At 72.3% G+C, this 12,445-nt stretch carries 13 protein-coding genes; 7 read left to right on the top strand and 6 right to left on the bottom strand.

The features are described 5' to 3' along the window. Positions 1 to 99 precede the first annotated feature (99 nt). Positions 100 to 627, top strand: coding sequence for an NUDIX domain-containing protein (locus ACSU6L_RS30535; protein ID WP_073942017.1), 528 nt, complete (start codon positions 100 to 102; stop codon positions 625 to 627). Between the two features lie 172 nt (positions 628 to 799). Here ACSU6L_RS30535 and ACSU6L_RS30540 read toward each other — a convergent pair whose 3' ends face one another. Together ACSU6L_RS30540 and ACSU6L_RS30545 are read right to left on the bottom strand one after the other, a co-directional pair. Next, positions 800 to 1,057: a hypothetical protein gene (locus tag ACSU6L_RS30540; RefSeq protein ID WP_073942016.1), complete on the bottom strand. Its 258-nt coding sequence runs from the start codon at positions 1,055 to 1,057 to the stop codon at positions 800 to 802. A gap of 193 nt (positions 1,058 to 1,250) precedes the next feature. Further along, positions 1,251 to 2,126: a 3-hydroxybutyryl-CoA dehydrogenase gene (locus ACSU6L_RS30545; RefSeq protein ID WP_437061982.1), complete on the bottom strand. Its 876-nt coding sequence runs from the start codon at positions 2,124 to 2,126 to the stop codon at positions 1,251 to 1,253. Positions 2,127 to 2,311: 185 nt separating this feature from the next. On the opposite strand from ACSU6L_RS30545, the gene ACSU6L_RS30550 reads away from it, so the two are divergent. Then, the gene (locus ACSU6L_RS30550) at positions 2,312 to 3,553 is read left to right on the top strand and encodes a glycoside hydrolase family 10 protein (protein ID WP_437061984.1); all 1,242 of its coding nucleotides are present in this window, start codon (positions 2,312 to 2,314) and stop codon (positions 3,551 to 3,553) included. Between the two features lie 22 nt (positions 3,554 to 3,575). Here the strand turns inward: ACSU6L_RS30550 and ACSU6L_RS30555 are convergent, their stop codons facing one another. Both ACSU6L_RS30555 and ACSU6L_RS30560 read right to left on the bottom strand, forming a co-directional pair. Further along, complete coding sequence (locus tag ACSU6L_RS30555) at positions 3,576 to 3,782, bottom strand: DUF1918 domain-containing protein (protein ID WP_073942013.1); 207 nt, start codon at positions 3,780 to 3,782, stop codon at positions 3,576 to 3,578. Positions 3,783 to 3,872: 90 nt separating this feature from the next. Then, positions 3,873 to 4,835 carry a DMT family transporter gene (locus tag ACSU6L_RS30560; RefSeq protein ID WP_437061986.1) on the bottom strand — a complete coding sequence of 321 codons (963 nt, stop codon included), beginning with the start codon at positions 4,833 to 4,835 and terminating at the stop codon, positions 3,873 to 3,875. Here ACSU6L_RS30560 and ACSU6L_RS30565 point away from each other — a divergent pair. The 3 genes from ACSU6L_RS30565 (at position 4,834) to ACSU6L_RS30575 (ending at position 7,454) form a co-directional block, all read left to right on the top strand. Then, positions 4,834 to 6,276 carry a PLP-dependent aminotransferase family protein gene (locus tag ACSU6L_RS30565; RefSeq protein ID WP_437061988.1) on the top strand — a complete coding sequence of 481 codons (1,443 nt, stop codon included), beginning with the start codon at positions 4,834 to 4,836 and terminating at the stop codon, positions 6,274 to 6,276. The two genes, ACSU6L_RS30560 and ACSU6L_RS30565, sit on opposite strands and share 2 nt — an antisense overlap. A 71-nt stretch (positions 6,277 to 6,347) precedes the next feature. Then, positions 6,348 to 6,788, top strand: coding sequence for a GNAT family N-acetyltransferase (locus ACSU6L_RS30570; RefSeq protein WP_437061990.1), 441 nt, complete (start codon positions 6,348 to 6,350; stop codon positions 6,786 to 6,788). A 72-nt stretch (positions 6,789 to 6,860) separates the two neighbouring features. Beyond that, positions 6,861 to 7,454 carry a histidine phosphatase family protein gene (locus ACSU6L_RS30575; protein WP_437061992.1) on the top strand — a complete coding sequence of 198 codons (594 nt, stop codon included), beginning with the start codon at positions 6,861 to 6,863 and terminating at the stop codon, positions 7,452 to 7,454. Here ACSU6L_RS30575 and ACSU6L_RS30580 read toward each other — a convergent pair. Next, positions 7,436 to 7,882 carry a DUF6314 family protein gene (locus ACSU6L_RS30580; RefSeq protein WP_437061994.1) on the bottom strand — a complete coding sequence of 149 codons (447 nt, stop codon included), beginning with the start codon at positions 7,880 to 7,882 and terminating at the stop codon, positions 7,436 to 7,438. The genes ACSU6L_RS30575 and ACSU6L_RS30580 overlap by 19 nt on opposite strands. A 142-nt stretch (positions 7,883 to 8,024) precedes the next feature. Here ACSU6L_RS30580 and ACSU6L_RS30585 point away from each other — a divergent pair, with 142 nt between their 5' ends. Beyond that, positions 8,025 to 10,514: an alpha-L-arabinofuranosidase C-terminal domain-containing protein gene (locus ACSU6L_RS30585; protein ID WP_437061996.1), complete on the top strand. Its 2,490-nt coding sequence runs from the start codon at positions 8,025 to 8,027 to the stop codon at positions 10,512 to 10,514. Between the two features lie 16 nt (positions 10,515 to 10,530). On the opposite strand, the gene ACSU6L_RS30590 is transcribed toward ACSU6L_RS30585, so the two are convergent. Next, positions 10,531 to 11,763, bottom strand: a complete 1,233-nt coding sequence (locus tag ACSU6L_RS30590) for a cysteine desulfurase (RefSeq protein WP_437061998.1) — start codon at positions 11,761 to 11,763, stop codon at positions 10,531 to 10,533. 89 nt (positions 11,764 to 11,852) lie between these two features. Between ACSU6L_RS30590 and ACSU6L_RS30595 the strand changes: the two genes are divergently transcribed. Then, entirely contained in the window at positions 11,853 to 12,440 is a 588-nt protein-coding gene (locus ACSU6L_RS30595) for an ABATE domain-containing protein (protein ID WP_437062000.1), read from the top strand. Positions 12,441 to 12,445: the final 5 nt, after the last annotated feature.

Consider the following 12,445-nt stretch of genomic DNA (forward strand, 5'->3'; position numbering starts at 1 on the left):
TGCGCCCACGGCCGCCCCGCTAGCGGCCGGGTGTGCGCCCTGCTGCCCGCCCGCTCCTGCTGCGATATTGCCACTTACTCGGCGGAAGGTGGCAGAACCGTGCAGTGGACGAAACAGAACGAACAAACTGTGTATGAAAACCGCTGGTTCAGCGTCAACCTCGCGGATGTCGAGCTGCCGGACGGCCGGCATCTCGACCACTTCCTGATACGGCTGCGGCCCGTCGCCGTGGCCACCGTGGTGAACGAGGCCAACGAGGTCCTGCTGCTGTGGCGGCACCGCTTCATCACCGACAGCTGGGGGTGGGAACTCGCGGCGGGCGTCGTGGAGGACGGCGAGGACATCGCGGCGGCCGCCGCCCGGGAGCTGGAGGAGGAGACCGGATGGCGGCCGGGACCGCTGCGCCATCTGATGAGCGTGGAGCCGTCCAACGGGCTCACCGACGCCCGGCACCACATCTACTGGGCCGACGAGGGCGAGTACGTCGGTCACCCCGTGGACGACTTCGAGTCGGACCGGCGGGAGTGGGTCCCCCTCAAGGTCGTCCCCGACCTGATCGCCCGCGGCGAGGTCCCGGCCGCCAACATGGCGGCCGCACTGCTGTTACTTCACCACCTCAGGCTCTAGGGGGTGTCTCGTCGATCAGGCCGGATCAGGGAGCGGCGTCTGGTGCCGTGCGTCGCAAGGCGGAGGAGGGAGCCGATGCGGCGCGTCGGGGACCGACGACAACGCGGCGAGGCGCGGTGCCAGGCGCCGCGAGCCCGGCATGATCGGCGAGACGTCCCCTAGGGCGTGTCCGCTAACGTCCCAGCGCCTGCCAGATCGTCACGACGAGCGCGCCCACGGCCGTCACGGCCGCGAGCGAGGGCAGCGGCCAGCGGGCGTGCTCCAGCGTGACGAGCCGGTTGTTCACCTCGTCCAGTTCCTTCGCGGTCTCCTCGGTCCGATGGCTGAGCAGGGCCAGTCCGCCTTCGACGCGGGCATAGGCCACATCGAGGCGGCGTCGTAACTCTGCGAGTTCTCCGTTCACGACCGGATGCTCGGGATCGGCGGTCACAAGTCCGCTCCTTTCCGTGGTCGGTCTACATCCCTTGCATGCGCATGAAGAGTCAACTCGCCTGGTGGGCGCATGGGGAGCGTGTGCGCAGGGCATATGCGAGCCCGGCGCGCACACGGTGTGTGAATGGCGCGGGCCCGGCACCCTCCTGGGTGCCGGGCCCTGCGTCCGGCCGGATACTGACGGTCGGTAATCAGCCGTAGGTGTAGAAGCCGGATCCGGTCTTGCGGCCGAGCCGGCCGGCGTCGACCATGCGCTGGAGCAGCGGGGGAGCGGCGTACAGCGGCTCCTTGTACTCCTCGTACATCGAGTACGCCACGGAGGCGACCGTGTCCAGACCGATGAGGTCCGACAGCTTCAGCGGGCCCATGGGGTGCGCGCAGCCCATCTCCATGCCGTTGTCGATGTCCTCACGGCTGGCGATGCCCGACTCGAACATCCGGATCGCGGAGAGCAGGTACGGGATCAGCAGCGCGTTGACCACGAAGCCGGAGCGGTCCTGGGCGCGGATGGCGTGCTTGTTCAGCACCTTCTCGGTGAACAGCTGGGCCCGGCTGAGCGTGCCCTCGGATGTGGTGAGCGCGGGGATCAGCTCGACGAGCTGCTGCACCGGGGCCGGGTTGAAGAAGTGGATGCCGATGACCTGGTCCGGCCGCGAGGTGGCGACCGCCAGCTTCACCAGCGGGATGGAGGAGGTGTTGGAGGCCAGGATCGCGTCCGGGCGGGTCACCACCTGGTCGAGCACTTGGAAGATCTCGGTCTTGACCTGCTCGTTCTCGACGACCGCCTCGATCACCAGATCACGGTCGGCGAACTCGCCGAGGTCAGTGGTGAAGCTCAGCCGGGCCTGCGTCGAGTCCCGCTCCTCCTCGCTGATCTTGCCCCGCTCGGCGGCCTTGGCCAGGGAGTTGAACAGCCGGGTGCGGCCGATCTCCAAGGCCTCGCCGGTGGTCTCGGCGACCTTGACGTCCAGGCCGGCGCGGGCGCACACCTCCGCGATACCGGCGCCCATCTGGCCGCAGCCGACCACTCCGACGCGCGAAATGTCTCCCGCTGGGATGCCCGTCACATCGTCCCCTTCGCTGATCCATGCTCGTCAGGTCCGCCGGGTCCCGGGGCCTGCACGTGCCTGCTCCGTTCGTGCACGTTACCGCCAAGTATCGATGATCGATCGCCGGGGTCGGGCATTCTGGGCGCGGCAACGGATGGTGACCGCGTGGAGACGCGGCGTATGGGGGTGTTCGCATGGGACGTATGACACGTCGGGTCTTCGCGGCCGCCGCGCTGTCGGCCCTGGCCATGGCGGGCGATGCCGCCTCGGCGGCCCCGGGGAGGCCCGGTCGGGGGCCACGGGCGGACGGCGAGACGAGGGGCGCGGCGGGCGGTGCGGTGACCGACGAGATGCGCGGCGTGTGGCTGGCGACCGTCGCCAACCGGGACTGGCCCTCCCGCGCCGGTCTGAGCGCCGCCGAACAGCGCGCGGAGCTGATCGCCCTGCTCGACGCGGCCGTACGGCGCCGCCTCAACACGGTGATCTTCCAGGTGCGGCCGGCCGCCGACGCGCTGTGGCCCTCGGCGTACGAGCCATGGTCGCAGGTCCTCACCGGCACCCAGGGCGGGGACCCGGGCTGGGACCCGCTCGGCACGGCCGTCGCCGAGGCGCACGCGCGCGGCCTGGAGCTGCACGCCTGGTTCAACCCGCTGCGGGTCGCCACCCACGCGGACCTCACCCGGCTCACGCCCACCCACCCGGCCCGCAGGAATCCCGGGTGGGTGGTGACGTACGCCGGGAAGCTCCACTACAACCCGGGGCTGCCCGAGGTCCGTGCCTTCGTGCGGACCGCGATGCTCGACGCGGTCGAGAAGTACCCGGTCGACGCAGTCCACTTCGACGACTACTTCTACCCGTACCCGGTGCCGGGCCACAGCTTCGACGACGACGCGGCCTACGACGCCCACGGCGGCGACTTCACCAACCGGGCCGACTGGCGGCGCGACAACATCGACCGGCTGGTGCGCGGAATGGCGACCGGCATCCGGGAGGTGCGGCCCGGGACCCGGTTCGGGATCAGCCCCTTCGGGGTGTGGCGCAACGCCGAGACCGACCCGCGCGGCTCGGACACCACGGCCCTCCAGACCTACGACGACCTGTACGCGGACACCCGCAAGTGGGTGCGGGAGAACTGGGTGGACTACATCTGCCCGCAGCTGTACTGGCACATCGGCTTCACCGCCGCCGACTACGCCACCCTGGTCCCGTGGTGGGCGAAGGCCGCCCGGGGCACCGGAACCCGGCTCTACATCGGGGAGGCCCTGTACAAGGCCGGTGACCCCGCGCAGCCCGCGGCCTGGCAGGACCCGGCCGAGCTGTCCCGGCATCTGACGCTGGCGTCCAGGTACCCGGAGGTCGGCGGGCATGTGTTCTTCGCCGCCGAAGAGGTGGTGGCGGACCCGTACGGCGCGCTGGCGCGGGTGATCGCCGACCACTACCAGTGACCGGCGAATCCCGCGCCCTGGATCACTGACCGGTCATCGGGTGGGTGTCCCGGTGCCGGATCTCGGTGTCGGGGCCCGGGGAGCACAGACCCTCGTGCCCGTCCTGGAACCGGACGCGGTACGGGGGGTTGCCCTCCTGGCCGAGCACTTCCACGATCTCGCCGACCTTGTCGTGCTGTCCGACCACCCTGCCGTGCTGGACAAGCTGGTCGCCCACGCTTGCGCGCATCTGTGGCCTCCTCACCATCGCGGGAGCAGCGGTCCGTGGCCTCGAGTCCACTGCGGTGGGCGCCGGGCGGAACCCGGCGGCGTACGCCGCTCAGCCTCGCGCCCGTTGGGTGACGGCGATGCAGACGAGCACGGCCGCGGCCGTCAGCGGGGCGGCCACTGTCAGGTGCTCGCCCAGCAGCAGCACCGACCACACCAGTGTGAGCAGCGGCTGGGCCAACTGCAACTGGCTGGCCTTGGGGATGCCGATGGCCGCCATGCCCCGGTACCAGACGACCAGCCCCAGGAACTGCGACCCCGCCGCGACCCACAGCACCCCGGCCACGGCGTGCGCGGTGAGCGTCACCGGCTCGTACGACAGCGCGATCGCGGTGGCCGGGACGCTCAGCGGCAGGCACAGCACCAGCGCCCAGCCGACGACCTGCCAGCCCGGCATGACCCGGGCCAGCCGGCCGCCCTCGGTGTAGCCGGCCGCGCACACCAGCAGCGCGCCGAAGAGACAGAGGTCGGCGGTGCTCAGGCCGCCGCCGCTCTGCTGCGCGGTGAACACGCCCACCGCCGCGGCACCGGCGAGGGCCGCCGTCCAGAAGGTGCGCGAGGGGCGGCTGCCGACGCGCAGCGCGGACAGCGCGGCCGTCGTCAGCGGCAGGAGCCCGACCACGACGGCGGCGTGCGCGGTGGTCGAGGTCTGCAGGGCGAGCGTGGTCAGCATCGGGAACCCGATGACCACCCCGGCGGCGACCACGGCAAGCCCGGGAAGGTGCTCACGGGCCGGCAGCGGGATCCTCATGGCCAGCAGGCAGCCGCCCGCGATCAGCGCGGCCAGCACACTGCGCACGGCGACCAGCGACCAGGGCCCGAAGCCCTCCAGCCCCCAGGCGGTGGCGGGGAAGGTGAGCGAGAAGGCGATGACGCCGAGGGCCGCCTGGAGGGTGCCCGCCGCGGCGCGGGCCGGGACGGCGGCCGGACCGGTGGACGCACCGGTGGACGGGCCTGTGGGCGGGGCGTCGACTGCTATCGCGGTCGGCTTGGTAGCGCTACTCTGTGCTCTCATGCAAGAGCGTAGCAGTGTGGGTGAACTGGCGGAACAGCTGCGAAGAGAGCTGGACCGCTACTCCCCAGGTGGAAAGCTGCCGTCGAGCCGGGCCCTGGTGGAGCGGTTCCGGGTGAGCCCGGTGACCGTCTCCCGGGCGCTCGCCCAGCTCGCCGCCGAGGGGCTGGTGGTGACCCGCCCCGGCGCCGGGGCGTTCCGGGCCGGGCCGCGTCCCGCCGCCGCGCTCGCCGGGGACACCTCGTGGCAGGAGCTGACGCTGAGCGCCGACGGCGCCGCCGAGGCCGTGCCGCGCTCCGTGGACGCCTCCGGGGTGCTGGTCTCCCTCGCCGCACCGTCGCCCGGCGTGATCGAGTTCAACGGCGGCTACCTGCACCCCTCCCTGCAGCCCGAGCGGGCGATGGCCGCCGCGCTGTCCCGCGCGGGACGCCGGCCCGGCGCCTGGGGACGGCCGCCGATGGAAGGGCTGCCGGAGCTGCGGGAGTGGTTCGCGCGCAGCATCGGCGGCCCCGGCGGAGCGGTCACCGCGGCCGAGGTGCTGATCACCGCGGGCGGCCAGTCCGCGCTCACCACCGCCCTGCGCGCGCTCGCCCCGCCCGGGGCGCCGGTGCTCGTGGAGTCGCCGACCTACCCGGGCATGCTCGCGATCGCCCGGGCGGCGGGCCTGCGGCCGGTGCCGGTCCCGGTGGACGCCGACGGGGTCCGCCCGGCCCTGCTCGCCGACGCGTTCCGGGCCACCGGCGCCCGGGTCCTCGTCTGCCAGCCGCTGTTCCAGAACCCCACCGGTGCCGTCCTCGCCCCCGAGCGGCGGGGTGAGGTGCTGCGGCTCGCGCGGGCGGCCGGGGCGTTCGTCGTCGAGGACGACTTCGTGCGCCGCCTCGTGCACGAGGACGCGCCGCCGCTGCCGCGCCCGCTGGTCGCCGACGACCCCGACGGCGTCGTCGTCCACGTCTGCTCGCTGACCAAGGCCACCTCGCCCAGCTTCCGGGTGAGCGCGCTGGCCGCCCGGGGCCCGGTGCTGGAGCGGCTGCGCGCCATCCAGGTCGTCGAGACCTTCTTCGTGCCCCGGCCGCTCCAGGAGGCGGCGCTGGAGCTGGTCGGCTCGCCGGCCTGGCCGCGTCATCTGCGCGCGGTCTCCGCCGAGCTGAGAACCCGGCGCGACGCCATGGTCTCCGCGCTGCGGCTGCGGCTGCCCGAGCTGGCGCTGCCGCACATCCCCAGCGGCGGCTACCACCTGTGGCCCCGGCTGCCCGAGGGCACCGACGAGGCGGCCCTGACGGCGGCGGCGCTGCGCGCGGGCGTCGCCGTCACCCCCGGCCGCCCCTACTTCAGCGCCGAGCCGCCCGCCGCCCATCTGCGGCTGAGCTTCGCGGCGGTCGCCGGGACGGGCGAGATCGCGGAGGGGGTGCGGCGGCTGCGGACGGCCTGTGACGAGGTCCTGTAGGCGGACCGTCCGCACAGCCCCGCCGGGCAAATCGTTCGACGTCGCCGTCCCGGAACTGCCAACCTCCCCCCATGGACGACACCTTCCGCCTCCCCGACGGCTATGAGATCTCCACGGACCCCGAGCGCGTCGACACCGACCGTGTGCACCGGTGGCTGTCCACCGACGCCTACTGGGCGCTCGGACGGCCCCGCGAGAAGCAGGACCGGGCCATCGCGGGGTCGCTCAACTTCGGGGTGTACGACACGGCCTCGGGGGAGCAGGTGGCGTACGCCCGGATCATCACCGACCGGGCGACCTTCGCCTGGCTGTGCGACGTCTACGTCGACCCGTCGGTGCGGGGCAAGGGCGTGGGGACCGCGCTGGTGGGCGCCGTACGGGAGGAGCTGCGGCCGTACGGGCTGCGGCGGATCCTGCTCGCCACGCACGACGCGCACGCGGTGTACGCGAAGCTGGGATTCGCGCCGCTGGAGCGGCCGGACCAGTGGATGGCGCTCCACTTCGACCGGTGAGCCGGGTAAACCCTGGGTAACCCCTGGCCTCCACCCCTTGACCCGGGTACGCGCGCGGCTCACCATCCCCGCATGACACTTCGGGTCACGTTCGTCGCCGCCGCGCGCAGCTCCCCGCTGCTCGCGGAGCGTTTCGAGGACGACCGGCCGCTGGACCAGGCGGGCTGGGGCGAGGTGGAGCGCGTCGCCCCCGAGCTGCTGCCGCTGGCGGCGGCCGAGCTGCGCTACTGCTCGCCCACGCCGCGCAGCCGCGCCACCGGCGACGCCCTGGGCTACGCCCCGCTGGCGCAGCTCGCCCTGCGCGACTGCGACATGGGCCGGTGGCGCGGGCTGACCCTCGGCGAGGCGATGGCCCGCGAGCCGCAGGCGGTGGACGCGTGGCTGGCCGACCCGCGCGGCAATCCGCACGGCGGTGAGCCGCTGCTCGCCTTCATCGGCCGTGTCGGCGGCTGGCTGGACACCCGGCCGGCGGAGGACGGCTGCGGGATCGTCGCGGTGGCCGAGCCGTCGGTGATCCGCGCGGCGCTGGTGTACGCCCTGAAGGCACCGCCGTCGACGTACTGGAACATCGACGTCCGCCCGCTGTCGACGACCACCGTGACGGGGCGCGCGGGCCGCTGGAACCTGCGTCTCGACGGCTGCCGGACTCAGCCCACGCGCGCGTAGTCCGTCGTCAGGATCACGTCCTTCGCCGGGCCCCCGACCCGCCACACCGTCCGCCAGTGGTCCGCGTCCCGGACCGTGAACTCCCCGCGGTAGAGGTCGGCCGCGCAGGGGTGGTCGGTGACCCAGTGCCCGGACGTCAGGTCCAGGTCGTGGAACGGCCGGCCGTCCGCGAACCGCACGTCGGCCGTCCCGGCGCCGTCCGGTCCCGGCAGGAAGCGCAGGGTCCGCTCGGCGGGCCGGGAGACGCCCTGCCAGGTGAACGTCCCGGACTCGTGATGGAGCAGGCCGCCGCCCTCGAGCGGGCTGAAAACCGTCGTTCCGGTGAACTCCCCCGCGTCCCCGCCCGCGAGATCCCGCACGGAACGCGTCACCTCCCACTTCCCGGCCAGAAACGCCAGCGCCTCCGGCACCGGCCAGAACTCGCCCATCGCGTACGACTCTCCGTCCCGTCCGTTCCTGCGTGACCCATTGACGCGTACCCGCCCCCTCCCTATCTTGCCGTTCGAAGTGCTGACCAAGGTCCGATATTTCGAACAACTCCTTTCCGGAGCAGAGAGCCGCGGAGTATCCATGTCACGCACCACCCGCACCACCCGCTGGAGACTCGGCCTGACCGCGACCGCCGCGCTGGCCGCCTCCTCCGTGCTCGTGCCCGCGCCCGCGCACGCAGGGTCCGTCACCGACTACGCCATCACCGTCGACCCGTCCGCGACCGGCGCGAAGATCGACGACACGATGTACGGCGTCTTCTTCGAGGACATCAACCGCGCGGCCGACGGCGGTCTGTACGCCGAACTCGTGCAGAACCGGTCCTTCGAGTACTCCACCGCCGACAACGGCTCGTACACCCCGCTGACCTCCTGGACGGTCGCCGGCACCGCGCAGGTCGTGAACGACGACGGCCGGCTCGACGAGCGCAACCGCAACTACCTCTCCCTGGGTGCCGGTTCGTCCGTCACCAACGCCGGCTACAACACCGGGATACGGGTGGAGCAGGGCAAGCGGTACGACTTCTCCGTGTGGGCCCGCGCCGACGCCGGAACCACCCTCACCGTCTCCCTGAAGGACGCCGCCGGCGAGCTGGCGACCGCCCGCCGGGTGAGCGCCGAGGGCGGCTGGGCCAAGTACACCGCCACCTTCACCGCGACCCGCACCAGCAACCGCGGCCGCCTCGCCGTCCACTCCGCCGGCGCCGCCGCGCTCGACATGGTCTCGCTGTTCCCGCGCGACACCTACAAGAACCAGCCCAACGGCCTGCGCAAGGACCTCGCCGAGAAGATCGAGGCCCTGAACCCGGCCTTCGTCCGCTTCCCCGGCGGCTGCCTGGTCAACACCGGCTCCATGGAGGACTACAGCGAGGCCTCCGGCTGGCAGCGCAAGCGGTCCTACCAGTGGAAGGACACCGTCGGCCCGGTCGAGGAACGCGCCACCAACGCCAACTTCTGGGGCTACAACCAGAGCTACGGCCTCGGCTACTACGAGTACTTCCGCTTCGCCGAGGACATCGGCGCCATGCCGCTGCCCGTCGTCCCCGCCCTGGTCACCGGCTGCGGCCAGAACAAGGCCACCGAAGACGAGGAACTGCTGCGGCGGCACATCCAGGACACCCTCGACCTGATCGAGTTCGCCAACGGCCCGACGACCTCGAAGTGGGGCGGGCTGCGCGCCGAGATGGGCCACCCGAAGCCCTTCGGCCTCACCCACCTCGGCGTCGGCAACGAGGAGAACCTGCCGAACGAGTTCTTCGCCCGCTTCCAGAAGTTCCGCGCCGCGATCGAGGCGAAGTACCCCGACATCACGGTCATCTCCAACTCCGGCCCGGACGACGCCGGAACCACCTTCGACACCGCCTGGAAGCTCAACCGCGAGGGCGACGTCGACATGGTCGACGAGCACTACTACAACAGCCCGCAGTGGTTCCTGCAGAACAACGACCGCTACGACTCCTACGACCGGCAGGGCCCCAAGGTGTTCCTCGGCGAGTACGCCTCCCAGGGCAACGCCTTCAAGAACGCCCTCGCCGAGGCCGCGTTCATGACCGGCCTGGAACGCAACGCGGACGTGGTCAAGCTCGCCTCGTACGCCCCGCTGCTCGCCAACGAGGACTACGTGCAGTGGCGCCCCGACATGATCTGGTTCAACAACCGGGCCTCCTGGAACTCGGCCGGCTACGAGGTCCAGAAGCTGTTCATGAACAACGTGGGCGACCGCGTGATCCCCTCGACCGCGACCGGCACGCCGGACGTCAGCGGCCCGATCACCGGCGCGGTCGGCCTGTCCACCTGGGCGACCAGCGCCGCCTACGACGACGTGAAGGTCACCTCGGCCGACGGCACGACCCTGCTCAGCGACGACTTCTCCGGTGATGCCTCGAAGTGGACCCACTCCGGCGCCGGCAGCTGGAGCGTCCAGGACGGCACCTACGTCCAGACCGACGCCGCCGCCGAGAACACCCTGGTCACCGCGGGCGACCCGGCGTGGAAGGACTACGACCTGCATGTCGAGGCCACCAAGAAGTCCGGCAAGGAGGGCTTCCTCGTCGCCTTCGGTGTCAAGGACACCGGCAACTACTACTGGTGGAACCTCGGCGGCTGGAACAACACCAGCTCCGCCGTCGAGCAGGCCTCGGACGGCGGCAAGTCCACACTGATCTCCAAGCCCCACTCGATCGAGACGGGCCGCGCCTACGACATCGACATCAAGGTGCGGGGCCGCCAGGTCGGCCTCTACCTGGACGGACAGCTCTGGGGCAGCTTCACCGACGACAAACCCGCCGAGCCGTTCCGCCAGGTCGTCACCGAGGACCGGCGCACCGGCGAACTGATCGTCAAGGTCGTCAACGCCCAGTCCACGGCCGCCCGTACGGCGGTCGACCTGGGCGGTGCCAAGGTCTCCTCGCGGGCCCGGGTGACCACCCTGGCCGCCGACCCCGAGGACGTGAACACCGAGACGGACACCCCGGTCACCCCGGTGAAGTCCACGTTCACGGGAGTCGCCGGGAAGTTCACCTACACCTTCCCGGCGAACTCCGTGACGTTCCTCAGGATCGCCAGGAGGTGAGGGGGACGCGGGCGGCTCAGACCCCGAAGTACGCCTGGGCCGCCCGCACCCCCTCCGCCAGCGCGTCCACCTCCGCCGGCGTGTTGTAGACGTAGAAGCTCGCCCGGGTCGTCGCCGGAACGCCGTACCGGCGCACGATCGGGCGGGCGCAGTGGTGGCCGACCCGGACGGCGACCCCGCGCTCGTCCAGCACCTGGCCGACGTCGTGCGGGTGGACGCCGTCGACCGTGAAGGAGACGGCGCCGCCCCGGTCGGCGAGGTCGCGCGGGCCGACGATCCGCACGCCGGGGATCTCGCCCAGCAGCTCCAGGGCCCGCGCGGTGAGCCGGTCCTCGTGCGCGGCGACCTCGGCCATGCCGAGCGCCTGGAGATAGTCCACCGCCGCGGCCAGGCCGACCGCCTGGGACGTCATCGGCACGCCCGCCTCGAAACGCTGCGGCGGCGGCAGGAACGTGGTCCGCTCCATCTCCACGATCTCGACCATCGAACCGCCGGTCAGGAACGGCGGCAGCGAGTCGAGCAGATCCCGCCGGCCCCACAGCACGCCGACCCCGTACGGGCCGAGCATCTTGTGCCCGGAGAACGCCAGGAAGTCCGCGCCGAGCGCGGCGACGTCCACCGGCCGGTGGGGGACCGACTGGGCGCCGTCGACCACCACCAGCGCACCCACCTCGTGGGCGCGGTCGGCCAGCAGCCGCACCGGGTTGACCGTGCCGAGCACGTTCGACTGGTGGGTGACGGCGACGACCCTGGTGCGCTCGTCGACCAGCTCGTCGAGCCGGGTGAGGTCCAGGCGCCCCTCGTCGGTCAGCCCGAACCAGTCCAGCGTCGCGCCGGTCCGCTCGGCGAGCTGCTGCCAGGGCACCAGGTTGGCGTGGTGCTCCATCTCCGTGACCACGATCCGGTCGCCGGGGCCGATCCGGCGGGCGTCGCCCAGCGCGTGGGCGACCAGGTTGATGCCCTCGGTGGTGTTCCGGGTGAAGACGATCTCGTCGTCCGCCGCGCCGACGAAACGGGCGACGGTGTGCCGGGCGTTCTCGTACGCCTCCGTCGCCTCCCCGGCGAGCTGGTGGGCGCCGCGGTGCACGGCAGCGTTGTGGTGCAGCAGGAAGTCCCGCTCGGCGTCGAGGACCCGGAGCGGTTTCTGGGTGGTGGCGCCGGAGTCCAGGTAGACGAGGCGGGCGCCGCTGTCCAGGGTCCGCTCCAGGATCGGGAAGTCCTTGCGCAGCGCGTGCACGTCGAAGGCCACGACGTCTCACCTCTCACGGGTTCTGTAACCATTTGCCGTGAGGCACGCTAGGTCTCCTCACGGAGAATCGCAAGCGTTAACATGAGAGCGTGGATCATGAGTCCCCCGTCTCCCTGCACCGGCTCCCGGTCCCGGGCGAGGAACGCTATGTGTCGCTGGCCCTGGTCAACACGCGCTTCACCCTGAGCCACGGCCCGGTGGACCTGCTCGACGACACCGAGGCCGCGCACCTGTGGCTGGTCCGGCACGAGCTGCTGCCGGACCGCGTCGCCCTCAACGGCCGGCAGTTCGGCAGGCTCCTGGGGCTGCGCGAGGCCCTGCGCGCCCTCTTCACCGCCTACGGCACCGCGGCCGTCCCCCCGGCCGGCAGCCTCGCCGCGTTCAACTCCGCGCTCGCCGCCGCCCCGCCGACCCCCCGCCTCGACTGGACCGCCGACGGCCCCCGCCGCGCCCACCAGTCCGACGCCGGCAACCCGGCCGGCGCCGCGCTCTCCCTGCTCGCCGAGGACGCCGCCGAACTGCTCACCGGCCCCGAGGCCGATCAGCTCGCCGAATGCGCCGCCCAGGGCTGCGCCCGCTGGTTCCTGCGCTCCCACGCCGCCCGCCGCTGGTGCACCACGAAGTGCGGCAACCGGGTCCGGGCGGCCCGGGCGTACGCGGCGCGCAAGGGCCGCTGAGGCGG

The organism is Streptomyces sp. enrichment culture (assembly GCF_964272855.1).
Lineage (GTDB): Bacteria > Actinomycetota > Actinomycetes > Streptomycetales > Streptomycetaceae > Streptomyces.